Genomic DNA, 25,924 nt, shown 5'->3' on the forward strand with positions numbered 1-25,924 from the left:
CATTTTAGATTTTCAACCTTTTTCAAGGCGAAATAGAAGCATAGCTGATATGAGCCGCAGGTTAAGTTAGAAAGGGCGCACGGTGGATGCCTTGGCACTAGGAGCCGATGAAGGACGGGACTAACACCGATATGCTTCGGGGAGCTGTAAGTAAGCTTTGATCCGGAGATTTCCGAATGGGGGAACCCACTGTTCGTAATGGAACAGTATCTTTACCTGAATCCATAGGGTAATGAAGGCAGACCCGGGGAACTGAAACATCTAAGTACCCGGAGGAAGAGAAAGCAAACGCGATTCCCCAAGTAGCGGCGAGCGAAACGGGAACAGCCCAAACCGAAAGGCTTGCCTTTCGGGGTTGTAGGACACTCAATATGGAGTTACAAAGGAACGGGGTAAATGAAGCGATCTGGAAAGGTCTGCCATAGAAGGTAAAAGCCCTGTAGTTGAAACTTCGTTCCCTCCTGAGTGGATCCTGAGTACGGCCGGACACGTGAAATCCGGTCGGAAGCTGGGAGGACCATCTCCCAAGGCTAAATACTCCCTAGTGACCGATAGTGAACCAGTACCGTGAGGGAAAGGTGAAAAGCACCCCGGAAGGGGAGTGAAACAGTTCCTGAAACCGTGTGCCTACAAGTAGTCAAAGCGCGTTTTTGCGTAATGGCGTGCCTTTTGTAGAATGAACCGGCGAGTTACGATTACATGCAAGGTTAAGTCGAAGAGACGGAGCCGCAGCGAAAGCGAGTCTTAAGCAGGGCGTACGAGTATGTGGTCGTAGACCCGAAACCAGGTGATCTACCCATGTCCAGGGTGAAGGTAGGGTAACACCTACTGGAGGCCCGAACCGACGCACGTTGAAAAGTGCGCGGATGAGGTGTGGGTAGCGGAGAAATTCCAATCGAACTTGGAGATAGCTGGTTCTCTCCGAAATAGCTTTAGGGCTAGCCTCACGTGCAAGAGTCTTGGAGGTAGAGCACTGTTTGGACTAGGGGCCCTCATCGGGTTACCGAATTCAGACAAACTCCGAATGCCAAAGACTTATCCGTGGGAGTCAGACTGCGAGTGATAAGATCCGTAGTCAAAAGGGAAACAGCCCAGACCACCAGCTAAGGTCCCAAAGTATACGTTAAGTGGAAAAGGATGTGGAGTTGCTTAGACAACCAGGATGTTGGCTTAGAAGCAGCCACCATTTAAAGAGTGCGTAATAGCTCACTGGTCGAGTGACTCTGCGCCGAAAATGTACCGGGGCTAAACGTATCACCGAAGCTGTGGGTGGACACCGATGGTGTCCGCGGTAGGAGAGCGTTCTAAGGGCGTTGAAGCTGGACCGGAAGGACCGGTGGAGCGCTTAGAAGTGAGAATGCCGGTATGAGTAGCGAAAGATGAGTGAGAATCTCATCCACCGAATGCCTAAGGTTTCCTGAGGAAGGCTCGTCCGCTCAGGGTTAGTCGGGACCTAAGCCGAGGCCGAAAGGCGTAGGCGATGGACAACAGGTTGATATTCCTGTACCACCTCTTTATCGTTTGAGCGAGTGGGGGGACGCAGGAGGATAGGGTAAGCGCACTGCTGGATATGTGCGTGTAAGCAGTTAGGCTGTCAGTGAGGCAAATCCCGCTGACATTAGGCTGAGCTGTGATGCCGAGGGAAATCGAGTACCGAAGTTCCTGATTCCACACTGCCAAGAAAAGCCTCTAGCGAGATAAAAGGTGCCCGTACCGCAAACCGACACAGGTAGGCGAGGAGAGAATCCTAAGGTGAGCGAGAGAACTCTCGTTAAGGAACTCGGCAAAATGACCCCGTAACTTCGGGAGAAGGGGTGCTCTTTGGGGTTCACGCCCCGAAGAGCCGCAGTGAATAGGCCCAGGCGACTGTTTAGCAAAAACACAGGTCTCTGCGAAGCCGCAAGGCGAAGTATAGGGGCTGACGCCTGCCCGGTGCTGGAAGGTTAAGAGGAGGGGTTAGCTCACAAAGCGAAGCTCTGAATTGAAGCCCCAGTAAACGGCGGCCGTAACTATAACGGTCCTAAGGTAGCGAAATTCCTTGTCGGGTAAGTTCCGACCCGCACGAAAGGCGTAACGATCTGGGCACTGTCTCAACGAGAGACTCGGTGAAATTATAGTACCTGTGAAGATGCAGGTTACCCGCGACAGGACGGAAAGACCCCGTGGAGCTTTACTGTAGCCTGATATTGAATTTCGGTACAGCTTGTACAGGATAGGTAGGAGCCGTAGAAACCGGAGCGCCAGCTTCGGTGGAGGCGTCGGTGGGATACTACCCTGGCTGTATTGAAATTCTAACCCGCACCCACAAATTCTGGGTGGGAGACAGTGTCAGGTGGGCAGTTTGACTGGGGCGGTCGCCTCCTAAAGAGTAACGGAGGCGCCCAAAGGTTCCCTCAGAATGGTTGGAAATCATTCGTAGAGTGTAAAGGCACAAGGGAGCTTGACTGCGAGACCTACAAGTCGAGCAGGGACGAAAGTCGGGCTTAGTGATCCGGTGGTTCCGCATGGAAGGGCCATCGCTCAACGGATAAAAGCTACCCCGGGGATAACAGGCTTATCTCCCCCAAGAGTCCACATCGACGGGGAGGTTTGGCACCTCGATGTCGGCTCATCGCATCCTGGGGCTGTAGTCGGTCCCAAGGGTTGGGCTGTTCGCCCATTAAAGCGGTACGCGAGCTGGGTTCAGAACGTCGTGAGACAGTTCGGTCCCTATCCGTCGTGGGCGCAGGAAATTTGAGAGGAGCTGTCCTTAGTACGAGAGGACCGGGATGGACGCACCGCTGGTGTACCAGTTGTCTTGCCAAAGGCATCGCTGGGTAGCTATGTGCGGACGGGATAAGTGCTGAAAGCATCTAAGCATGAAGCCCCCCTCAAGATGAGATTTCCCATAGCGTCAAGCTAGTAAGATCCCTGAAAGACGATCAGGTTGATAGGTCAGAGGTGGAAGCGCGGTGACGTGTGGAGCTGACTGATACTAATCGATCGAGGACTTAACCAATGTAGTTGAATGCGCGAACTTGTTCTTCGTTTACTTCTTCTTGATTACCTAGTTTTGAGGGAATGAACCTCAACAAAATAGCTTGGCGGCAATGGCGAGAAGGTCACACCCGTTCCCATACCGAACACGGAAGTTAAGCTTCTCAGCGCCGATGGTAGTTGGAACGCAAGTTCCTGTGAGAGTAGGACGTTGCCAGGCTGTTGATTGTTTTTACCTTTTTATCATCGCGGGGTGGAGCAACGAGCAAAGCTTCATCGAAAACCTGCGAGTTGTACCGATCGAACAGCATCATGAAAAAGCTTCCGGAGATCGGGACAGTCGTTTAGCTAAGAGCATGAAACAAAATATGTTTATTTTTATCGTCGCGGGGTGGAGCAACGAGCAAAGCTTCATCGAAAACCTGCGAGTTGTACCGATCGAACAGCATCATGAAAAAGCTTCCGGAGATCGGGACAGTCGTTTAGCTAAGAGCATGAAACAAAATATGTTTATTTTTATCGTCGCGGGGTGGAGCAACGAGCAAAGCTTCATCGAAAACCTGCGAGTTGTACCGATCGAACAGCATCATGAAAAAGCTTCCGGAGATCGGGACAGTCGTTTAGCTAAGAGCATGAAACAAAATATGTTTATTTTTATCGTCGCGGGGTGGAGCAGTCCGGTAGCTCGTCGGGCTCATAACCCGAAGGTCGCAGGTTCAAATCCTGCCCCCGCAATCATGCACTATCTTTTGAAAGCTGAAACAAGTGTTTCGGCTTTTTTCCTATCTCGGAGATAAAAAGAGCTAGAATTTCCCGGCTTTTTTGCTCAAATGATTAAAATCATGTAAACTACAGATAGATGATGAATCCTTAGGAACATTCCTAAGGTTTTTTTGCACGCGAATCAAACCCTGATGAAGAACAACCGATTCCGAAAATAGCAAAGGTGATCAAATCGAATGAAACAATATGAGATCGATACAGCGGGTTCTGAGGAAACAGCCCAATTTGCAGAAAAGTTGGCCAAGTTGTTGCAGCCCGGTGATGTCCTTACGTTAGAGGGTGACCTGGGTGCTGGTAAAACAACCTTTACCAAAGGGATTGCCAAAGGACTGGAAATTAAACGAAATGTCAATAGCCCCACGTTCACCATTATAAAAGAATATCACGGACGCCTGCCGCTTTATCATATGGATGTGTACCGGCTAGAAGATTCCTTGGAGGATTTAGGTTTTGATGAATACTTTGAGGGAGAGGGCGTTACTGTTGTGGAATGGGCTCATTTCATTGAAGAACAGCTGCCGGCAGATAGGCTTGATATTTTTTTATACCATGAGGGTGAACAAAGAAGAAAAATGGTATTCATTCCAAACGGAAATAGATACGAGCAACTATGTAAGGAGATTTTTTCATGACGATATTAGCGATCGACACGTCGAACAACCCGTTAGGAGTAGCGCTTGTCGAAGAAGACAAAGTGCTTGGCGAATATATAACCAATTTGAAAAAAAACCATTCGATTCGGATTATGCCGGCGATCCAAACACTTATGAACGAATGTGAAAAAGAACCAAAGGATTTGACAAAAATTGTTGTGGCAAAGGGGCCAGGGTCGTATACAGGTGTAAGAATCGGCGTAACGATCGCAAAGACGCTGGCATGGTCCTTGAACATACCGCTTGTTGGTGTTTCAAGCTTGGAAATTCTTGCTGCGGGAACTGGCCGGTATTTTAACGGCTCTGTATCGCCTCTTTTTGATGCAAGAAGAGGGCAAGTGTATACAGGACTTTATCGCTATGAAAACCATTTGGTCAAAACAGCAAGGAACGATCAAATTCTTCTGCTGGCCAACTGGGTTGAAGAATTAAAAAGCATCCCCCAGCAAATTTTATTTGTCGGAAGCGATGTGGAGATGCATCGGAAAACAATCGAAGACGTTCTTGGCAGCAAGTCTGTTTTTGCGGAAATGACAGAGCATAATCCAAGACCTTCGGAGTTGGCGTTTTTAGGAAAAAACAAGCATGGCGAGGACATACATACGTTTGTTCCCAATTATATACGATTAGCTGAAGCCGAGGCAAAATGGCTGGAAGCAAAGGCGCAAAAATAAACAGAATAGGAACATGAAATAATGGAAGAAACAATTGTTTTTCGGTTTATGCGGGAAGAAGATATTGACCAGGTTGTGGAAATTGAGCAGGCCTCTTTTACCACCCCGTGGAGTCGGGAAGCTTTTTACAATGAAATGCATCATAATAAGTTTGCCGTTTATATTGTAATTGAGCAACACAAAAGGCTTATTGGGTATTGTGGTGTTTGGATTGTGGCGGATGAGGCGCATGTAACCAATGTAGCGATCCTTCCGGAGCATCGAGGAAAAAAGCTTGGTGAAACCTTGATGAGAAATTTGATGAACCTTGCCAGGGATAGGGGCGCGAAGACGATGACGCTTGAAGTCCGGGTGTCCAATTTTATTGCACAGTCCCTTTATCGAAAATTGGGATTTAAAGATGGTGCGATCCGTAGAAACTATTATACGGATAATCAAGAAGATGCATTAGTAATGTGGGTGAGATTATGAAAACAGATCAATGGATTTTGGGACTGGAAACGAGTTGTGATGAAACAGCCGCAGCGATTATCAAAAATGGCCGGGAAATCGTCGCAAACGTCGTTGCATCGCAAATTGAAAGTCATAAGCGGTTTGGCGGGGTTGTGCCGGAAATTGCATCGCGTCATCACGTTGAGCAAATTACCATGGTTCTTGAGGAAGCTTTAAAAAGAGCAAACATTACGTTTCCTGAGCTGGATGCGATTGCTGTTACTGAAGGCCCCGGACTGGTGGGAGCACTTCTAATTGGGGTGAATGCGGCAAAGGCTTTAGCATTTGCACATCGTATTCCGCTCGTGCCTGTACACCATATCGCCGGGCATATTTATGCCAATCGACTTGTAAAAGAAATGGAGTTTCCGCTGTTGGCACTAGTTGTCTCAGGCGGGCACACTGAGCTTGTTTATATGAAAGAACACGGCCATTTTGACGTCATCGGGGAAACGCGAGATGATGCGGCCGGTGAAGCGTATGATAAAGTCGCGAGAACGTTGAATATGCCTTATCCGGGGGCCCGCATATTGACCGGCTCGCCCAAGAAGGCAAACCGGCAATTGACCTGCCGAGAGCATGGCTTGAAGAAAATTCATATGATTTTAGTTTTAGCGGGTTAAAATCAGCTGTGATCAACACCGTTCATAATGCAGAGCAGCGCGGTGAGAAAATGAAACCGGAAGATTTGGCTGCAAGCTTTCAGGCAAGTGTCATTGACGTACTGGTGAAAAAAACGGTAAAAGCAGCCGAAGAATACAATGTCAAACAAGTTTTGCTGGCTGGCGGTGTTGCGGCAAATAAAGGATTAAGAGCGGCGTTGACAGACGCCTTTTCGGCAATGCCATCCGTAGAGTTGGTAATCCCGCCATTATCGCTTTGCACGGACAATGCCGCGATGATTGCGGCAGCTGGCAGTGTGATGTTTGCGAAAGGAAAGCGGGCTGATTTAGCGTTAAATGCCAATCCTGGACTCGAAATTGATAAATACAATCATGAAAACAGTTAATAAAGTCTCTCTACGGGGCAATGGACGGATGTTTGCCGATCGATTGCACACCGGGAGGGACTTTTTTTTGTGGATAAAGTGAAACTTCAATTCGAAAAAAGAATTCCTTATTGTGAATAACCAATAATAACTGTGTATAATGTGGATAAGTAAATCGTTTTTTGTGGATAATGTGGAAAAATGACAAAAAGGTTACTGAATTAAGATTGTAATTGTGGATAAAAATGTGGAAAAGCGGGATTTAGTATCCCGCTTTCCGTTTGCTATCGGTAGCTGTTCGTGTTGAGTGGCTCGTCGCCGCGTTTTTATTCGGCAAGCTCTGTCCATTCTTCCAGTAACATTTCTAGTTCGGCTTTGGCTTTGTCGTTTTGCGCCGTTATTTCCAAAACCTTCTCATGGTCTTGAAAAATCTCTGGTTCACACAACTGCTGTTCAAAACTGTTGATTTGTGCTTCCAACTGTTCGATTTTTACTTCAATTTCTTCTAATCGCCTTTTCCGTTGGCGTTCTACTTTTTTGCTTTCTTTGTCCTGTTGATAACTTGTTTTTTCCGAAGTGGCGAGGGCGGCCGTTTTTGTGGCTGAAGCTGTTTTTTCAAGGGCTTTCAGCTCTTCGATTTCATTTTTCTTTTCCACATAATAATCATAGTCGCCAAGGTACTCGCTGCAGCCATCCGCATGTAATTCAAGCACTTTGGTTGCGATTCGATTGATAAAGTAACGGTCGTGGGAAACAAATAAAATGGTTCCCGGATAATCGATAAGGGCATTTTCGAGAACTTCTTTGCTGTCAAGGTCAAGATGGTTCGTTGGCTCATCTAAAATAAGAACGTTCGCTTTTTCCAGCATTAGTTTGGCAAGAGCCAGACGCGCCTTTTCGCCGCCGCTAAGTGTGGAGACGATTTTTAATACATCGTCTCCGGAGAACAAGAAATTCCCGAGCACGGTCCTGATTTCTTTTTCCGGCTTTAACGGGAAATCATCCCAGAGTTCGTTGAGGACTTGTTTATTGGACGTCAGCTCGGCTTGTTCCTGATCATAATAACCGATGGTGACGTTTGAACCGTACTGTACGGAACCGGAAAGGGATGGCAGCTTTTTTATAATCGTTTTTAAAAGTGTTGATTTACCAATCCCATTCGGCCCGACTAAGGCAATGCTTTCGCCGCGGCTTACTTGAAAGGTGAGATTTCCGGCAATTTTTTCACCGTAACCAATCGTCAAGTTTTCTACCTTTAAAACATCATTGCCGCTTTGCCGCTCAATCTCAAAAGCGAAGGAAGCGGACTTCTCATCCCCTAAAGGGCGGTCGATGATTTCCATTTTATCCAATTTTTTGCGTCTACTTTGCGCCCGTTTGGTTGTTGAGGCCCTTGTCAAATTCCGTTGAATAAAATCTTGCAAATCGGCAATTTCCTGTTGCTGTTTTTCATACAGCTTCATTTCCCGTTCGTAATTGGCCGCTTTTTGTTCCAAATAGGTACTGTAGTTTCCAAGGTATTTTCTGATTTGGCGGCGGGAAACTTCATAAACGGTATTGACGACTTTATCGAGAAAATAGCGGTCATGGGAAACAATTAAAATGGCCCCATCATAGTTTTGCAAATATTGCTCAAGCCAAGAGAGGGTTTCAATGTCCAAATGGTTTGTCGGCTCGTCCAATATTAAGATATCTGGCTTTGTGAGCAGCAGTTTTCCTAATGCCAGACGGGTTTTTTGGCCGCCGCTTAAACTGGAAATCATCAAGGAATCATTGGGAAAATTTAACCCGTGCAGCACCGAGCGGATATCGGCTTCGTACTGATAGCCGCCAAGCTCCTTAAAATTGATTTGCAGCTGGTCATATTCTTTCAGAATTCTTTCATACCGGTCTTGATTTTCATGGATGAGAGGATCGGCCATGCTTTCCTCTAAGTTTCTCAATGATTTTTCCATCGTTTGCAGGTCTGCAAACACTGTCAGCATTTCTTCCCCTATCGATAATTTGGACTCCAAACCGGTATTTTGCGCCAAATAGCCGATCGTTACGTCTTTCGGCTTGATGACTTCACCACTGTCATGTGAAATCTGTCCGGCAATCATTTTTAATAATGTGGATTTCCCAGCTCCATTGCGGCCCACGAGCGCAACGCGGTCACGAGTTTGTAATTCCAGTTTTATATTCGATAAAATTAGGTCAGCCCCATAGTATTTTGAAAGTTGATTGACTTGTAGCAGTAGCATTTTTTTCACCTCAATTACTAAAATTAGTGTACCGTATTCCTTGATTGTCAGCAATAAAGTGAGTGTGGATTTTACTGAACGTTACTGCGGGATAAAGTCGATAGCCCGGCTTTTTAGCGGTACAAAATCAATTAATTTAAGATTATTCGTGCAAAGTTTCACACATACAGTGAAAAATAGTGTATGATTTAACTGGAGGAATGTAATAATGGCAGAATTTACACATTTCAATGAAGAAGGCAGAGCAAAAATGGTGGACGTTAGCGACAAGCCTGAAACAACGAGGACGGCACTGGCCCACTCCAGCATTACCGTAAATAAAGAAATTTACGAAAAAATTACTCATAATGAGATGAAAAAGGGCGATGTGTTAGCAGTTGCCCAAGTTGCGGCGATCATGGCTGCAAAAAAAACATCGGAAATTATACCGATGTGCCACCCGATTGCGTTAACCGGCATCAATATTTCTTTTTCTTGGGAAAAAGGTCAGCCAGATCAATATACATTAAATATAAAGGCAGCGGTTAAAACGAAAGGGAATACAGGTGTAGAAATGGAAGCGCTAACAGCCGCATCTGCATGTGCGTTGACCGTGTACGACATGTGCAAAGCGGTTGACAAAGGAATGATTATTGGCGCCACTTATCTTGTGGAAAAAACCGGCGGCAAGAATGGTGATTTCAAACGAACCGAACAAATTTAAGATTGATGGGGGTGTAAGGAATTTATGAACAATGAATCGATGAAAATCCCGCAGGCAACGGCAAAACGGCTGCCTTTGTATTACCGATTTTTAAATCATCTTCATTCTTCGGGGAAGCAAAGAGTTTCCTCAGCGGAATTAAGTGAAGCCGTGAAAGTAGATTCGGCTACAATTCGCCGCGATTTTTCCTATTTTGGCGCGTTAGGAAAAAAAGGCTATGGCTACAATGTGAACTATTTGCTGTCCTTTTTCCGAAAAACGCTTGATCAGGATGAATTGACAAAAGTGGCTTTGATCGGAGTAGGGAATCTGGGCACTGCTTTTTTAAATTATAATTTTTTAAAAAATAATAATACGAAAATTGAGTATGCCTTCGATGTCGATCCGAATAAAATTGGTACCAAGATTGGAGATGTTCCGGTTTTTCCTATGGATGAGCTGGAGGAGCAATTGAAGGCTGAGGATATCCAGGTGGCCATTTTAACGGTTCCCGCGCCCGTGGCGCAAACCATAACCGATAAATTGGTCAAAGCCAATATCAAAGGAATTTTAAATTTCACGCCAGCAAGATTAAATGTTCCGCCTTCGATCCGGATTCACCACATCGACTTGGCAGTGGAATTGCAGTCGCTTGTCTATTTTTTAAAGCATTATCCGAACGAGAACATTGAAGAAGAAATGTAACGATCAGAAGATCTTTTCGCCACGGAAGGTGAAAGGATCTTTTTTTGCTAATCAGAATTTATATACATAAATTCTGATTAGCATAAGGGCAACTACGCCTCTGTCTTCGCCAAAGGCTCGCCAATCGGCGAGTTTTCTTTAAAACCTTTAAAACGCAACAGTGTTATGTTACGTTTTTATTCGAAAGGGGTTTTTGCTATGAGTGATGAATTAATTTCTAAAAAGGATCTTTTGGACTTAACGGGTATTTCCTATGGACAGTTATACCGGTGGAAAAGGAAAGATCTGATTCCGGAGGACTGGTTTATCAGGAAATCCACTTTTACCGGTCAAGAAACCTTTTTCCCCAAAGAAAAAATACTTGAGCGGATCAATAAAATTCAAACAATGAAGGAACATCTGTCGCTAGAAGAACTGGCAGATATGTTCTCTCCCAATTTGACTGATTTGCAGTTATCAAAAGACGAATTGATAAAACGTAACATTGTTTCAAAATCGGTGCTTGATTTTTATTTAGAAAATGATAACCGTGGCCAGCAGTTTGACATAGCGCGAATCGTTGAAATCGTTATTCTGGAAACACTCCTCCAGTCGGGTGACATTCATCAGGAAGAAGGTAAAATGGTTCTCGATCTTTTAAAAGACCATTCGCCATTATTGAAACAAAAAAACTGTGAATTAGTGATCCTTCGGAAACTAGGCATTTCAACATGCCTGCTGCTTGTGAATGCGGAAGGGGTTTATTTTGAAAAAGGGGCAAAAGTTGTTACACAGCTGCCTCTATTAAATCTGATGGAAGAATTAAAGGTAAAACTAGTATAGAGATGAATGTAGATGGCATCGAATGAACGGGGAGATCTGATCACCTTCAACAGAAATGCTGCCTTTGCTGCTTCCATTTATCAAAAACGAAGGTGTACTTTTGGCCAAGGTGATCGAAGGGGATGACATCTATCTTGAAAATACGAAAGCTGAGGTCGTGAGAGGCAATACGATCCAGATTGGATCAGGCTGTACAATCGGTCAGGTCGAGTACTCTCGCACGCAGCTTTAGCCAGGATTCGGAGTCGTCGGTAAAAATAAAAACAAAACGAAGCCTCAAATGAGAAAAAGAAATTTGCTCTCATGCTTTCGTACCAGTCACGGGCACCCTTAAACGTACGGGCCTTTTCATTTTAGGATGAAAAGGCCTATTTTTTCCCTTTATTTTTTGCAAAAGAAAACAAGATAATTTTGAGCCCCGAACCAAGATCAAATGTCGCAAGAATGACGAGCAGGTAGGCAAAAAAGCCCCAGCCGTTTTGCTGGACATCCTGGATGGCGAAGTAGGTAAACAAGGCTCCTAACAACAGATAAACGAAGCCTGAAAAGAGCGGTGACTGTCTCATAAAAATCCTCCGATAAAATTTTGCACAAACCCGGCATCTTGAATCAATTTTTCAAGATCATTCCGGAAAGCCGATTGAATGATAACCACAAGTGTATTCATGGCGACATGGGCGAAGATGGGCACAAGGATATGCTTTGTCCGGATATACAGATAGGCAAAGGTAAAGCCCATCGATGAATACAGCAGGACATGCTGCGGCTCCATATGTGCGAGCGCAAAGATAACAGAACTTGCAAGCGCGGAAACAAAGAAGTTAAATCGTTTGTATAGGGTTCCAAACAGGATTTTCCGAAAAACGATTTCTTCAAGAATCGGTCCGAAAATCGAGCTTACAAGTATCGTTAATGGTAAGGTGTCAATGATTTTTAAAATTTGCTGTGTGTTTTCAGACCCCATCGGCACGCCGATCAGCCGCTCAATGTTCGCTGCCAGCGATTGAGCGAAAAGAGCAAGAAAAACGCCGAAAATGGCCCAGATGATCGAGACACTTAGCGAGCTTCCCGAACGGTTATCACGCGTGCCGCGCATTTCTTTTCGCAAAATAAACAAGGTGATGGCAAGGCCAATGCTAAAACTAATAATCAGCCAATAGGGAACAGCCAGCCTTTGATTTTGACCAAGCTGCTTAAGAATAAATGCGGTGAGCGGAATGCCGGCGAAACTGGAAAATTGCATGGCAATGTATACAATTAAGATTGTCCAATCGTCTCTTTTCAAAATGCGAGTCTCCTCCAAAGGTAACGAAATATTTCTGCACTATAAACCATTCTACTCTTTTAATAGCCGTTCTTTCAAATAGAAGCGTTTTCGCGAAAAAAATTGGTATAAAATCGATTGTCGATAAACATACTTTTAAAGGTGTTTGCATTGACAAATAAAGCAATTTTTTTTGCAAAAAATTTTGGCTTCATACTTGCAAAAAATGATTCGATTCATTATTATAATAATTGTGTTAGCACTCAAGAGTAGTGAGTGCTAATAATGACTGAATAACATATCAATTTGAGGAGGTTGTTTGAATTGTTAAGACCATTAGGTGATCGCATTGTGATTGAGCTTGTTGAATCAGAAGAAAAAACTGCAAGCGGTATCGTATTACCGGACTCAGCTAAAGAAAAGCCTCAGGAAGGAAAGGTTGTTGCCGTTGGTACGGGTCGCGTCCTTGATAATGGAGAGCGCGTTGCCCTTGAAGTTTCTGTAGGCGATCTGATTATCTTCTCAAAATACTCTGGTACTGAAGTGAAATACCAAGGTACTGAATACTTAATTTTACGTGAAAACGATATTCTTGCTGTTGTAGGCGAGTAATTGAATTTGAACATTTATACTTATAATCAATCTTTTGAGGAGGTTCTTGTAAATGGCTAAAGAAATTAAATTTAGTGAAGATGCACGCCGCGCTATGCTTCGCGGAGTTGATACACTTGCAAATGCGGTAAAAGTAACGCTTGGACCAAAAGGACGCAATGTCGTTCTTGAGAAAAAATTCGGCTCACCACTCATCACAAATGACGGTGTAACAATTGCCAAAGAAATCGAATTAGAAGATGCTTTTGAAAACATGGGTGCGAAGCTTGTTGCTGAAGTTGCCAGCAAAACAAACGATGTTGCCGGTGACGGTACAACAACGGCAACTGTTCTTGCACAAGCGATGATCCGCGAAGGTCTGAAAAACGTAACGGCTGGTGCGAACCCAATGGGAATCCGCAAAGGAATCGAAAGAGCCGTTGCAACAGCTGTTGCCGAATTAAAAGCCATTTCGAAGCCAATCGAAAGCAAAGCATCAATTGCACAAGTTGCGGCTATTTCTGCTGCTGATGAAGAAGTGGGCCAATTGATTGCTGAAGCAATGGAGCGCGTTGGCAACGACGGCGTTATTACGATTGAAGAATCCAAAGGCTTCACAACTGAATTAGATGTAGTCGAAGGTATGCAATTTGACCGCGGCTATGCTTCACCATACATGGTAACTGATTCAGATAAAATGGAAGCTGTATTAGACAATCCATATATCTTAATTACCGATAAGAAAATCTCCAGCATCCAGGAAATCCTTCCGGTTCTTGAGCAAGTGGTACAACAAGGCAAGCCATTACTTTTGATTGCTGAAGATGTTGAAGGCGAAGCTCTTGCAACATTGGTTGTCAACAAACTGCGCGGAACATTCAATGCAGTAGCTGTTAAAGCTCCTGGCTTCGGTGACCGCCGCAAAGCAATGCTTGAAGATATCGCTGCATTAACTGGCGGGGAAGTAATCACAGAAGAACTTGGCCGCGACCTTAAATCGGCTACAATCGATTCTTTAGGACGCGCTGCAAAAGTTGTCGTTTCAAAAGAAAACACAACAATCGTTGAAGGTGCCGGCGATTCTGCTGCCATCTCAGCCCGTGTAAACCAAATCCGTGTTCAATTGGAAGAAACAACTTCTGAATTTGACCGTGAAAAATTACAAGAGCGTCTTGCAAAACTAGCTGGCGGCGTTGCCGTAATCAAAGTTGGTGCTGCAACTGAAACTGAACTAAAAGAGCGCAAACTTCGCATTGAAGACGCTTTGAACTCAACTCGTGCTGCTGTTGAAGAAGGGATCGTATCCGGCGGTGGTGTTGCCCTTCTAAACGTTTACAACAAAGTAGCTGAAATCCAAGCAGAAGGCGACGAAGCAACTGGTGTAAACATTGTTCTTCGTGCAATCGAAGAGCCAGTACGCACAATCGCTGCAAACGCCGGTCTTGAAGGTTCCGTCATCGTTGACCGCTTAAAGCGCGAAGAAGTTGGCACAGGCTTCAACGCTGCAACTGGCGAGTGGGTAAACATGATCGATGCCGGTATCGTAGACCCAACAAAAGTAACTCGTTCAGCCCTTCAAAACGCAGCATCTGTTGCAGCTATGTTCTTAACAACAGAAGCAGTAGTAGCTGACAAGCCAGAAGAAAACGCTGGCGGCGGCATGCCTGACATGAGTGGCATGGGTGGCATGGGCGGCATGATGTAATAAGTGCCTCCAACCCTTGATATGACTGGGTTTTATGTAAGATAAGAGTGTGATGTTAACATTTTGTTAACATAGAGGATTTTAATTAAGGTTTTAATCGAGGCTTCTCATGAGTTGTGCAAACTTGTGGGAAGCTTCTTTTTTCATTTCTTGGGTTACATGGAGATAAACATTTTTTGTGATTTGATCATCGGAATGTCCAAGTCTATCCATAATCTGTTCGAGTGAGACACCAGCTTCAGCAAGAAGTGATGTATGTGTATGCCTTAATGAATGTGGTGTTAACTCAGAATTTAGTTCTGCAAACCTAAGCAGCCTCTCCATTCTGTTTTGAACGGTCTTAATGACAATAGGATAACCAAATTGCCGTTCCATTTTGGCAAAGATAAAGTCTTTATTATAGTAAGCTTCCCCTAATTGCTCAATGACTTCTTCTTGAACTTTTTTATGATCCTTTAAAGCGTTTATCACCTTTTCATCGACAATGATTTTTCGTCGTGATTTTTTCGTCTTTGGCGTGACTAGCTGATATTTCAGAGTATTGTTATTAGGATTGTAATACGTTTTGGTAATGCTAATCATATGATTCACGAAATCTATATCCTTCCATTTGAGAGCCACTAACTCGCCAACTCTTATGCCTGTGTAGGAAAGAATAAGGAACATCAAATAATCATGTTCAAGTCCATGTTCCTTGGCTGTTTTTAAAAATAATGCAAGCTCTTCCTTTTCAAGATACTTTGGGATTTCTTCTTCCTCCAGCTGTTCAATCGTTTTCTTATCCTTTTTAAGATAAGCATACTCTGTTGGATCTTTTTTGATTATCTCTAGTTCCAACGCTTTTCGAAAAATCATTCTTCCTGTTCGATGCACCCCATCCATTGTGTTATCAGAATAACCTTGTCCTTTTAAATCATTTAAAGCATCCTGATATCTCTTCCGCGTTATATCTCTTAATTTTAATTGAGCAAAATAAGGCATCAATTTCCCTATTTCATGTAGTCTGACACGTATTGTTCCCGGTTTCACATCTTTTGAATCTCGATAGATGGTAAGCCACTCTTTTGAAAAGTCACTAAATGTTTGATTGGTTTCTTCCACATACATTCCTTCTTCTACCTCATGAATAAGAGCGGCAGCAGCTGCTTCAGCTTCTTGCTTAGTCTTAAAGCCCCCTTTTCCCTTTTGTTTGCGTTTCCCGGTTACTGGGTCAATTCCGATATCAACCATAAAAGCCCACTTGGAACCACAGGTGCATTTTTTCTTTTTGCACTTGCAGCCCCTCCTGTAAAAATGGCCTTTCATTTCATCAAAAAACCTCACTTTCTTAGTAATCGTGTTTCAAATGTCCATTATGCCCAGAGTTAATTTGAATAATTCAATTTGTTAATACTAAGAGAAATGAGTATAATTCTTGTCTGCTCCTTCAGATGTTAATTGTGGTAATATTAAGGAAAAATATCTTGGTGATTGTTTAAATCGATTAAGGGAGGGGCTGAATTGCATACAAGAGGAAGCAAATACGAACCTCTAAAAAAGTTTTTAAAATCAGAGGGTTCAAACCGAATAGCTATGACATTTTTAGAAGTAGAAGAAATACTTGGATTCCAGCTTCTTGTATCTGCATCAAAAAACATGGCATGGTGGGATGATCCTCTGAACACACTCAGGCTTATTCATGGACACAAGCAGGATTAAAAGCAAAACCAAACTTGAAGGAGAAGAAAGTTGAGTTTGTTTCATTTAAGAAAGGGAATAATTTAGAATAACCAATATATGTATTTTGAAAGCAAAAATGCTGCCATTTTGCTTTCAAGGATTATCATATAAGACCGCCCATATGTTTACTAAATTGATCCGCGGCTTCTGTTTTCATTACGTTAGTTACATGAAGGTATATTCTCTCAGTAACCTCATCATCTTCGTGGCCCAACCGCTCTTTAATTGCTTCTAGCTTTACTCCTGCCTCGGCAAGTAGGGATGTATGTGTATGACGAAGAGAGTGTGGAGTAAGCGCTGGATTTAACTCTGCCTTCTTTAATAGCCGAGCCATACGACTTTCAACAAGTTTAATTAAGATTGGATAACCGGGATGGCGGTTAACATTAGCAAATACATAGCCATAGTCATTGTAGGAGTTGCCTAAATGTTTAATAATTTTTTCTTGTTCCTTCTTATGTTTTTTTAATATGTCGATAACTACTGTGCTTACAACAATTTTTCGCCGAGAACTTTTGGTCTTTGGAGGAACTAATTGGAATTTAATTGTGTTGTTATTTGGGTTAAAATACGTTTTGGTCACGTAAATAGTCCGCTTATCAAAATCTATATCCTTCCACTTGAGTACTACTAATTCACCGACACGGATACCGGTGGATGATAGTGTAGTAAATATAGCATCGTCCATAAATAGTCCTTTATCTCTTACAGTATTTAGGAATAATTCAAGCTCTTTCCTTTCAAAGAATAAAGGTAGGTCTTCTTCATCGGATTCTATAATCACTTGTTGGTCTTTTTTTATATAAGCATTTTGTATTGGGTCTATTTTTAGCATTCTTTTATTAACAGCCATTTTAAAAATCATTTTTGCAGTGGTATGCACTCCTTCTAGGGTGCTTCGAGCAAAATTTCGGTTTTTTAAATCATTTAATGCTGCTTGATACATTTCTTCTGTAATGTTTTTTAGCTTTAAATGGGCAAAATAAGGCAATAACTTTTTAATGCTGTACTGCCTTAGACGTATAGTTGAGGGCTTTGGTCCATTTCTTTCGATATATAGCGGCAGCCAAACGTTAGCCCAATCTTTAAATAAAATATTAGATTCTTTAATAAATGTACCTTTATTTACTTCTGTAAGTAGTGCGGCTGCCGCTGCCTCGGCCTCTTGCCTTGTTTTAAAGCCACTTCCAGATCCTTGCTTCCTTTTACCTGTCTCTGGGTCTTTCCCCACATCAATTATAAATGACCAAGTTTTACCGCAAGTGCAATTGTTAGGAGGGCATTTACAACCTCTTTTTCTAAAATGTCCTTTCATAATGTGTCTAACCTCAATTCTTACTTGTAATGTATAAAATCAAATGTTTAATAAATTTTTTGTGGGCAGAAGACAGCAAAATCAATAACAGCTCTGATGTCTTCTCCACCTTCTTGTGTTGAATTGCCGTTAAGCTTGTTTTTTCTTTTTTAACTGTATAATCCATTGCTTAAAATCTGACTTCTCTACTCTTTTTGATGTTCCAATCGAAAAGTTGGGAATTCCACCGTGTTCTACATTCGTTTGTAATAACTCATAGACCCTTCTTCTCGAAATTCCTAGAAACTGTGAAATATGCAGTGCAGTCAAAGTGTCGGGTAGTGATTCCCAAGTTGTATATTTTTTAATGGATTCCATTTAATTTTAACCCCCATAAATAGTGAAAATGTTTGTTCATTGAATTTACTGGTTAAATTCTGAAACATTATAGCTTCGGTTTTTGGACATTTTAATAGGGTTTAATATTTTTTAATTAAATTATTACTTAGTTAATGGGAGAGGTAATATGTGTTATCCATTTTTTGTATTAATGTATGATAAAATTGGACTATATTATAGTTTTTTATATTTAGATAGAGTTTTTTTTGAGGAGCGCATAGGGATGTCAAAAGGGATTATTGATAATAAACAAACGGGTTTAGTTGGGGATGTTCTAAAAAACAGCATCTCTAAAGGAAGTAAAATTTCTATTGCAGCTGCCCACTTTACTCTTTACGCATTTGTTGAATTAAAGAAAGAGCTAGCGAAGCTGGATGAGTTTAGATTCATTTTTACAGAGCCAGCCTTTATTGAGAGTAAGGACTTTAATAAAGAACAAATTGAAAAAAATGAAGCATTGCTATATGGAGTAGATGAAGAACAAAAATATAAATCTGAATTAACACAAGGTTATATCGCGCGGGAGTTAACAAAGTGGTTAAAAAAGAAGGCCCAGTTTAAATCTGTCACAAGACAAAAAATTCAAGGTGGGCTGTATCATGTGAAGAATGAAGATGGAGACCAAACAGGTTTAGTTGGTGGCGCTCCTTTTTCAAGTGCGGGACTAGGTTATAGCAATTCATCCAATATGTATATTAATAATATTGTTGATGATTATGATACGAATAATCAATTGTTAAAAAATTTTGAGGCAATATGGAATAATGAACATGCTTTGCAGGATGTGAAGGCAAAGATATTAAAACGTATTGAGGTTCTATATCAAGAAAATTCTCCAGAGTTCATTTATTTTGTCACTCTTTATAATCTGTTTAAAGATTTTTTAGAAGGTGCGAAAGACTTTGATGCCCTGCAAACAAGGACTGGATTTGAAAACACAATTATTTGGAATAAATTATATGATTTCCAAAAAGACGGTGTAGTTGGTGCCATTAATAAAATTGAAACACATGGCGGCTGTATCATTGCGGATAGTGTTGGGTTAGGGAAAACATTCGAGGCATTAGCTGTTATTAAATATTACGAGCTAAGAAATCATCGAGTGTTAGTTCTAGCACCGAAAAAGTTAAGAGAAAACTGGTCAATTTATCGTTTAAATGATAAGCGTAATATTTTGTCTGAGGATCGCTTTTCGTACGATTTACTGAATCATACAGATTTATCTCGACAAAGTGGATATAGCGGTGATATCAATCTTGAGCATGTTAACTGGGGAAATTATGATCTCATTGTCATTGATGAGTCCCATAATTTTAGAAATAATGAAGCGCGAAATGACCGAGTGACAAGGTATTCAAGATTAATGAATGACATTATTAAAGCTGGAGTAAAAACAAAAGTGTTAATGTTGTCCGCAACTCCTGTTAATAACAAATTAGATGATTTAAAAAATCAGATCGCCTTCATTACGGAAGGTGATGATACAGCGCTAGCAACCACTGCAAATATTAAGAATATCTCACATACGATTCGGATTGCTCAATCTCAGTTTAACAAATGGAGCAATTTATCTGAAGAAAACCGGACAACAGAACGATTATTAGATTTGTTAAGTTGGGATTATTTCACATTACTAGATTCCCTAACGATTGCAAGGTCACGTCGTCATATTGAAAAGTACTACAATATGAAAGACATCGGGAAATTTCCGAATCGATTGCAGCCAATCAATATTAAAGAAAAGATCGACAAGGCTGATCAATTTCCTGCCCTTGAAACGATTAATAATGATATTTTACGTTTACGCTTAGCTGTTTACTCACCAATGCAGTATATTTTACCTCATATGAGGGCTGCTTATAGTGAGAAATATGATACGAAAGTAGCAAATGGACAAGTATTTAAACAAACAGACCGTGAAAATAACTTGATTCATTTAATGAAATCAAACCTTTTAAAACGATTGGAGAGTTCGGTCCACTCCTTCTCTTTAACTTTAGGTAGTATTATTAATAATATAAATGCCTTTATCGGAAAAATAGAAAACTATCAACCAAGTACAGATTCAGTCAATGACATCATGGATATTGATGTGGATGATCCTGATTTGGAAGATGCCCTTATTGGTTCGAAGGTAAAAATATTATTAAAGGACGTTGATTTAGTTCGCTGGAAGCAGGATCTACATTATGACCGTGACATTCTTTCTAAACTATTATCGTATGCAAATAAAGTCACTCCTGAACGTGACAAAAAATTATTGGCACTAAAAGAACAAATGAAGAAGAAAATTGAGCATCCAATCAATGGCCAAAATAAGAAAATATTAATTTTCACTGCATTTGCGGATACGGCAAAATATTTATATGAAAATTTACATCCGTTTATTTTGCAAAATTTTCAGTTGCATACGGCAATGGTGACAGGTTCTGAAAATCCAAAGACAACCTTAAAAATGAAAAAAGTTGATTTTAACAGTGTGTTGACTAACTTCTCCCCACTGTCAAAAGAAAGAGAAAAAGTAATGCCTGATATGGTGGATGAAATTGATATTTTAATAGCCACTGACTGTATTTCGGAAGGACAAAACTTACAAGACTGTGATTACTTAATTAATTATGACATCCATTGGAATCCAGTTCGAATCATTCAGCGATTTGGACGAATTGACCGTTTAGGAAGTAAAAATGAGTGCATTCAGCTGATGAACTTCTGGCCTTCAATGGAATTAGATGAATACATCAATTTAGTAGGTCGAGTAAAGGATCGAATGACGATTCTAGATATCTCTTCGACTGGGGAAGAAAATGTCATAGCAGATAACAGCAATGAGATGAAAGATTTAGAGTATCGTAGAAAGCAATTGGAAAAGCTGCAAAATGAGATTATTGATCTTGAAGATATATCGGGGAACATCTCACTTACTGATTTTACAATGGATGATTTTCGCATGGATTTAATGAATTATATGAAGAAAAACGAGGATGCAATAAAAAATGCTCCGCTTGGGTTATTTAGTATTACTACAAACAAAAACGAAAAAATCTATGATGAGATACAAACGGGAGTCATCTTCTGTTTGAAGCAGATTAATAATTTCATTGCTTCAAATGAAAAAAATGCCCTACATCCCTATTATTTGATTTACATGAAACAAAATGGTGAGGTTCTCTATAATCAAGTTCATGTGAAAAAAATCTTAGATGTTTACCGTTCATTGTGTTTAAATCAGTCTGACGTGGAAGAGCAGTTATATCAACTATTCTATGAAGAGACGAATGATGGAAAATATATGGATGACTACAAAGATTTATTAGAAAAAGCTGCTGATGAGATAGTCGGAAAAATGGATCAGCAAGCAACACTGAATATTTTCAGCTTAGGCAATTTAGATAGCTTTGGTTACAAGCACGAATACGAGTTTACAAGACTTTGAGATCATTTCTTATCTCATCGTAAAATAAAGGATGATGGTCATGTCTGCCTCAACTTTTTATCGTGAAATCGGATTGGAGCAAAAACTCCCCTCATTAAATAAAAAGTTAGATAAAAAGATTTTCTATGATTATGCAGTGTTAAATAAAAAGGAAAAAGATGTGATTACAAAATATATTGAGAGAATGGAGTTAACTTATTTGTTAACCCCTTCTACCATCAATATTCAACCCTTTATAAATGACGACTTCCACTATGAAGGTGTCATGTATATCACGGTTAGAATGCGGGAAGAGGCAACCGAAAAGCAAGTAGCTGTAATTGAAGAAGTGATTCACGGAGCATTGCCTAACCCGGTAATCATTGTCTTTCACCTAAATGAAGAGATTCTTGTCAGCACCTGTATGAAGCGACTCAATAAAGTGAATCAATCGAATGTCGTATTAATCGAGAGTCATCGTACCGCATGGATTAGCTTACATGATTTAGAGAACACACTTATTCATGATTTTATTCAGTCCATTCATCTAACAAAGGTCAACTTCTCTAACTTCTTTGAATTCTATAAAGAGATTGACCTAGCAGTTCAAGCGTATCAGCATATGGACATCGTAGGGAGCTTCCGAGTTGTCAAAGACGACAGGAAACGAGAGCAGCAGCAAATTGTTATTGGAAAAATTAATGAAACAGAACAAGAAATTGCGAAATTAAAGAAAGCAATGAAAAAGGAAACTCAATTCAATAAAAAAGTGGAATACAATGTTAAAATTCAACAACTATCTAATAAAATAACTGAATTAACACTAGAACTAGAACTGTAAAGGAGAATCATAGATGGAAAAACTTGATGGTAAATCTCTTGATATTACAAAAGAAAACATCCAAGCACTCAAACAACTATTTCCCGAAATCGTAACTGAAGGAAAAATCGACTTCGATAAATTACGAGTCGTACTTGGTGATGAAATTGAAACAAGAAAAGAAAAATACGAATTCACATGGCATGGAAAAACTCAAGCATTAAAAATGGCACAGACTCCATCAACCGGTACACTTCGTCCTGATACGGAAACAAGTAAAAATTGGAATAAGACTCAGAACCTTTATATTGAGGGCGACAACCTTGAGGTGTTGAAGTTATTACAAAAATCATATTTTGGAAAGATTAAAATGATTTATATTGATCCTCCCTATAATACAGGCAGAGATTTTGTATATAAAGATAACTTTAAAGATAATATAAAAAACTATAAAGAAACAACTGGGCAAGAAACAAAATCAAATTCAGAGAGTAATGGGAGATACCACACTAATTGGTTAAACATGATGTACCCTAGATTAAAGCTTGCTAGAAATTTATTAAAAAATGATGGAGTTATATTTATCTCAATTGACGATAACGAAGAGAATAATCTTTCTAAAATTTGTGATGAAATTTTTGGTGAAGATAATTTGGTTGCAAAGATACCTTGGCAAGCTCGACAATCAATTCAAAATGATACTGATTTAAGTAGTAGCCATGAGTATATTCTAGCTTATGCAAAGAAAAGAAGGCAAACTCATAGAAGGTTAAAAGAAACTAACAAAGATGTTTGGCATTCAATAGAAGAATTTGCATGTTATCCGTTACCTTTAGACGAAAATAAGTTCGATAATCCCGATAATGATCCAAGAGGACCATGGAAGGCTGATCCTTTTGATGCTCCCAATATACGACCAAATTTAACTTATGAAATAACCAATCCAAATACTGGAGAAAGGTTTTTGCCACCAAGGGGGCGTTGTTGGAGGACTGATGAAAAATCATTTAAAAAACTTTTAGAGGATAATCGAATAATATTTGGAAAAACAGGTGAGTCAAAACCACAATTAAAAGTCTTTTATCACGAAAAGAAAGAATTTGGTTCTGTCGAAAGTACATGGTTTAGTGGTGACAATTATGGTACAGCTACACATGGGACTAAAGAATTACAAAATTTATTTAATGGAGTTTCTTATTTTGATACTCCAAAACCAACTAAACTTATAAAAAAGTTAATACAACTAAGTACTAGAAGCGGTTCAGAAGAATACATTATGGATTTTTTCTCAGGTTCTTCTACTACAGCAAATGCGGTAATGAGGATTAATGCAGAAGATGGTGGGAAAAGAAAATTTATCATGGTGCAACTACCAGAATTAACTGATGAAAAATCTGAGCCATATAAAGCAGGTTATAAAAATATTTGTGAAATTGGTAAGGAACGTATTCGCCGTGCTGGTGATAAGATTGTAGAAGAAACAAGAAAAACGGATTTAGATACTGGTTTTAAGGTGTTCAAGCTGGATTCCTCCAATGTAAAACCTTGGGATCCTAACTTAGAAAATCTTGAGGAAGGTATGCTTGAGCAGCTTGAGAACATTAAAGAGGATCGTTCTAAAGAAGATTTATTATTTGAGATTTTGTTGAAGATTGGTATTCCGTTAACTACGCAGATTGAGGAAGTGGATTATAAAGGGAAAACTATTTTCAATGTAGCATATGGCTCAGTATTGCTGTGCTTAGAAGATGATATTGATTTAGAGATTGTCCATGAGATGATTAAGCTGAAACCGGAAGATTTTGATACGAAGGTTATCTTTAAAGAATCAGGGTTCTTAAATGACTCTGTAAAGACGAATGCAATTCAGACGTTGAAGAAGAACGGAATCAATGATGTTAGGAGTGTGTAAGGATGAAGTTAAAGTTTCAATCTGATCTTCCCTACCAACGACAAGCCATTGATTCTATAGTAAACATTTTTAAAGGACAAACAGTAAAGCAATCAAATTTTACCGTTTCCTATGGCGAGGATGCGGGGATGATTCAAACGGATTTAGGAATTGGCAACCGCTTAGACCTAACACCGAATGAAATATTAAAAAATGTGCAAGAGGTTCAAACTCGTAATGGATTAGCGCAAAGTGAATCATTAGCTGGAATGAACTTTACGGTTGAAATGGAAACCGGGACAGGGAAAACGTATGTTTATTTACGGACAATTTACGAGTTAAATAAACAATACGGTTTTTCTAAGTTTGTGATTGTTGTTCCTTCTGTCGCTATTCGTGAAGGGGTGTATAAATCATTACAAATAACAGAACAGCATTTTAAAGACTTGTATGACCAGCAGCCGCTTGAATATTTCATCTATGATTCTGACAAACTGGATCAAGTCCGTAACTTTGCTACAGCGACCACTATTCAAGTAATGATTATCAATATTGATGCATTCAGAAAAAGCTTTGTTGATCCGGAAAAAGAGGATAAAGCGAATGTCATCCACCGTGCGAATGATCGCTTAAACGGTTATCGGCCAATTGAATTCATCCAACAAACAAATCCAATTGTCATTATTGATGAGCCGCAAAGTGTGGATACGACACCGAAATCTAAGGAAGCCATTGCTTCTTTAGAACCATTATGTACGCTTAGATACTCTGCAACCCATGTCGATAAATATAATATGATTTACCGGTTAGATGCAGTTGATGCTTATAATGAAAAGCTTGTTAAGAAGATTGAGGTCATGTCTGTTCGATCTGAACAATCTTTTAACCTGCCATATATTAAATTAGTAGAAGTCAAAGAACGTAAAGCAAAAGTGGAACTGGATGTTGAAACTGCTGGAAAAGTAAAACGAACTACTAAGACTGCGAAATATGGAGACGATTTATTTGATGTCTCTGGAGACCGGGAACTTTATCGTGGATTTCTTATTGAACAAATTGATTGGACGGAAGGAAACGAATCAATTGAAATCAATGGTCATGTTTTAAGACTTGGTGAATCTATCGGGGATATCGATGATGATACAATTAAACGATACCAAATTCGCAAAACGATTGAGGAACATCTTGATAAGGAATTACGCTTAAATCATCGTGGCATAAAGGTATTGAGTCTTTTCTTCATCGATAAAGTGGCCAATTATCGTGACTATGATAAAGATGGGAACCCGGTTAAAGGGAAATATGCGGTTATGTTCGAAGAAGAATACAAAAAATTAATCCAAAAGCCAAAATATCGAACACTGTTTAACGATATTGACGTGGACATCGAAATTGATAAACTCCATAACGGATATTTCGCTCAAGACAAAAAAGGCAAATTAAAGGATACAAAAGGAAATACACAGGCCGATACCGATATATATAGTCTTATTATGAAAGAAAAAGAGCGGTTGCTAAGCTTAGATGAGCCTTTACGCTTTATTTTCTCCCACTCTGCTTTGCGGGAAGGATGGGATAACCCGAATGTATTCCAAATCTGTACCCTGAAAGATTCTGGCGGGACATACGTTAGCCGTAGACAAGAAATTGGCCGTGGTTTGCGTTTGGCGGTAAATCAAGATGGTGAGCGAGTGGCAGATTATAACGTCAATACCTTAACGGTTATGGCCAATGAATCCTATGAAGATTTTGTCGCTAACCTGCAAACGGAAATGGAAGAACAAACAGGCATTACATTTGGCAAAATT

At 40.5% G+C, this 25,924-nt stretch carries 18 protein-coding genes, 1 tRNA gene, 2 rRNA genes and 3 pseudogenes; 18 read left to right on the forward strand and 6 right to left on the reverse strand.

What is annotated here, in order from left to right:
* Positions 1–59: 59 nt before the first annotated feature.
* From ACQYAD_RS14975 to tsaD, 7 genes and pseudogenes are all read left to right on the forward strand, one after another.
* Positions 60–2,998, forward strand: a 23S ribosomal RNA gene (locus ACQYAD_RS14975).
* Positions 2,999–3,079: 81 nt separating this feature from the next.
* Positions 3,080–3,196: ribosomal RNA gene (gene rrf, locus ACQYAD_RS14980) — 5S ribosomal RNA — on the forward strand.
* Positions 3,197–3,637: 441 nt separating this feature from the next.
* Positions 3,638–3,711: transfer RNA gene (locus tag ACQYAD_RS14985), tRNA-Met, on the forward strand.
* Between the two features lie 224 nt (positions 3,712–3,935).
* Complete coding sequence (gene tsaE, locus ACQYAD_RS14990; protein WP_430239368.1) at positions 3,936–4,391, forward strand: tRNA (adenosine(37)-N6)-threonylcarbamoyltransferase complex ATPase subunit type 1 TsaE; 456 nt, start codon at positions 3,936–3,938, stop codon at positions 4,389–4,391.
* The gene (tsaB, locus tag ACQYAD_RS14995; RefSeq protein ID WP_430239370.1) at positions 4,388–5,086 is read left to right on the forward strand and encodes a tRNA (adenosine(37)-N6)-threonylcarbamoyltransferase complex dimerization subunit type 1 TsaB; all 699 of its coding nucleotides are present in this window, start codon (positions 4,388–4,390) and stop codon (positions 5,084–5,086) included. The genes tsaE and tsaB overlap by 4 nt, the downstream gene beginning before the upstream one ends.
* Positions 5,087–5,107: 21 nt before the next feature.
* The gene (gene rimI / locus ACQYAD_RS15000; protein ID WP_430239372.1) at positions 5,108–5,557 is read left to right on the forward strand and encodes a ribosomal protein S18-alanine N-acetyltransferase; all 450 of its coding nucleotides are present in this window, start codon (positions 5,108–5,110) and stop codon (positions 5,555–5,557) included.
* A pseudogene (gene tsaD, locus ACQYAD_RS15005) lies at positions 5,554–6,587 on the forward strand (tRNA (adenosine(37)-N6)-threonylcarbamoyltransferase complex transferase subunit TsaD). Before rimI ends, tsaD begins: the two are co-directional and overlap by 4 nt.
* Before the next feature lie 305 nt (positions 6,588–6,892).
* Here tsaD and ACQYAD_RS15010 read toward each other — a convergent pair.
* Complete coding sequence (locus ACQYAD_RS15010; RefSeq protein WP_430239373.1) at positions 6,893–8,809, reverse strand: ABC-F family ATP-binding cassette domain-containing protein; 1,917 nt, start codon at positions 8,807–8,809, stop codon at positions 6,893–6,895.
* A gap of 208 nt (positions 8,810–9,017) precedes the next feature.
* Between ACQYAD_RS15010 and moaC the strand changes: the two genes are divergently transcribed.
* The 4 genes and pseudogenes from moaC to ACQYAD_RS15030 form a co-directional block, all read left to right on the forward strand.
* On the forward strand, positions 9,018–9,512 hold the full coding sequence (moaC, locus tag ACQYAD_RS15015) for a cyclic pyranopterin monophosphate synthase MoaC (protein WP_430239375.1): 495 nt from the start codon (positions 9,018–9,020) through the stop codon (positions 9,510–9,512).
* A 24-nt stretch (positions 9,513–9,536) separates the two neighbouring features.
* Positions 9,537–10,196, forward strand: a complete 660-nt coding sequence (locus ACQYAD_RS15020; RefSeq protein ID WP_430239376.1) for a redox-sensing transcriptional repressor Rex — start codon at positions 9,537–9,539, stop codon at positions 10,194–10,196.
* Between the two features lie 198 nt (positions 10,197–10,394).
* Positions 10,395–11,018 (forward strand): YhbD family protein, encoded by a 624-nt coding sequence (locus ACQYAD_RS15025; protein ID WP_430239377.1) that lies wholly within the window; start codon positions 10,395–10,397, stop codon positions 11,016–11,018.
* A 106-nt stretch (positions 11,019–11,124) separates the two neighbouring features.
* Positions 11,125–11,250, forward strand: a pseudogene (locus tag ACQYAD_RS15030) (cytoplasmic protein); the annotation flags it as partial.
* Between the two features lie 136 nt (positions 11,251–11,386).
* Here ACQYAD_RS15030 and ACQYAD_RS15035 read toward each other — a convergent pair.
* Together ACQYAD_RS15035 and ACQYAD_RS15040 are read right to left on the reverse strand one after the other, a co-directional pair.
* Positions 11,387–11,584: a YdiK family protein gene (locus ACQYAD_RS15035; protein ID WP_430239378.1), complete on the reverse strand. Its 198-nt coding sequence runs from the start codon at positions 11,582–11,584 to the stop codon at positions 11,387–11,389.
* Positions 11,581–12,303 carry a CPBP family intramembrane glutamic endopeptidase gene (locus tag ACQYAD_RS15040; RefSeq protein WP_430239379.1) on the reverse strand — a complete coding sequence of 241 codons (723 nt, stop codon included), beginning with the start codon at positions 12,301–12,303 and terminating at the stop codon, positions 11,581–11,583. Before ACQYAD_RS15040 ends, ACQYAD_RS15035 begins: the two co-directional genes overlap by 4 nt.
* A 303-nt stretch (positions 12,304–12,606) precedes the next feature.
* On the opposite strand from ACQYAD_RS15040, the gene groES reads away from it, so the two are divergent.
* Together groES and groL are read left to right on the forward strand one after the other, a co-directional pair.
* A complete protein-coding gene (gene groES / locus ACQYAD_RS15045) occupies positions 12,607–12,894 on the forward strand; it encodes a co-chaperone GroES (protein WP_430239410.1) in 288 nt (95 codons plus the stop codon).
* A gap of 52 nt (positions 12,895–12,946) precedes the next feature.
* Positions 12,947–14,578, forward strand: coding sequence for a chaperonin GroEL (gene groL / locus ACQYAD_RS15050; protein WP_430239380.1), 1,632 nt, complete (start codon positions 12,947–12,949; stop codon positions 14,576–14,578).
* A 93-nt stretch (positions 14,579–14,671) separates the two neighbouring features.
* Here the strand turns inward: groL and ACQYAD_RS15055 are convergent, their stop codons facing one another.
* The gene (locus tag ACQYAD_RS15055; protein WP_430239381.1) at positions 14,672–15,883 is read right to left on the reverse strand and encodes a tyrosine-type recombinase/integrase; all 1,212 of its coding nucleotides are present in this window, start codon (positions 15,881–15,883) and stop codon (positions 14,672–14,674) included.
* 195 nt (positions 15,884–16,078) lie between these two features.
* On the opposite strand from ACQYAD_RS15055, the gene ACQYAD_RS15060 reads away from it, so the two are divergent.
* Positions 16,079–16,276 carry a hypothetical protein gene (locus ACQYAD_RS15060; protein ID WP_430239383.1) on the forward strand — a complete coding sequence of 66 codons (198 nt, stop codon included), beginning with the start codon at positions 16,079–16,081 and terminating at the stop codon, positions 16,274–16,276.
* A gap of 124 nt (positions 16,277–16,400) precedes the next feature.
* Here ACQYAD_RS15060 and ACQYAD_RS15065 read toward each other — a convergent pair whose 3' ends face one another.
* Together ACQYAD_RS15065 and ACQYAD_RS15070 are read right to left on the reverse strand one after the other, a co-directional pair.
* Positions 16,401–17,612 (reverse strand): tyrosine-type recombinase/integrase, encoded by a 1,212-nt coding sequence (locus tag ACQYAD_RS15065; protein ID WP_430239384.1) that lies wholly within the window; start codon positions 17,610–17,612, stop codon positions 16,401–16,403.
* Between the two features lie 129 nt (positions 17,613–17,741).
* Complete coding sequence (locus ACQYAD_RS15070) at positions 17,742–17,969, reverse strand: helix-turn-helix domain-containing protein (protein WP_430239385.1); 228 nt, start codon at positions 17,967–17,969, stop codon at positions 17,742–17,744.
* Between the two features lie 244 nt (positions 17,970–18,213).
* Between ACQYAD_RS15070 and ACQYAD_RS15075 the strand changes: the two are divergent.
* The 4 genes and pseudogenes from ACQYAD_RS15075 to ACQYAD_RS15090 all read left to right on the forward strand — a co-directional run.
* Positions 18,214–21,454, forward strand: a pseudogene (locus ACQYAD_RS15075) (helicase-related protein).
* A 12-nt stretch (positions 21,455–21,466) separates the two neighbouring features.
* Positions 21,467–22,246, forward strand: coding sequence for a DUF4391 domain-containing protein (locus ACQYAD_RS15080; protein ID WP_430239387.1), 780 nt, complete (start codon positions 21,467–21,469; stop codon positions 22,244–22,246).
* A gap of 13 nt (positions 22,247–22,259) precedes the next feature.
* The gene (locus ACQYAD_RS15085) at positions 22,260–24,137 is read left to right on the forward strand and encodes a site-specific DNA-methyltransferase (RefSeq protein ID WP_430239389.1); all 1,878 of its coding nucleotides are present in this window, start codon (positions 22,260–22,262) and stop codon (positions 24,135–24,137) included.
* Between the two features lie 2 nt (positions 24,138–24,139).
* On the forward strand, positions 24,140–25,924 hold a 1,785-nt coding region (locus ACQYAD_RS15090; protein ID WP_430239391.1), incomplete at its 3' end, for a DEAD/DEAH box helicase family protein.

Source organism: Neobacillus sp. SM06 (assembly GCF_050496765.1).
In the GTDB taxonomy this organism is placed as follows: Bacteria; Bacillota; Bacilli; order Bacillales; family Cytobacillaceae; genus JAEVLT01.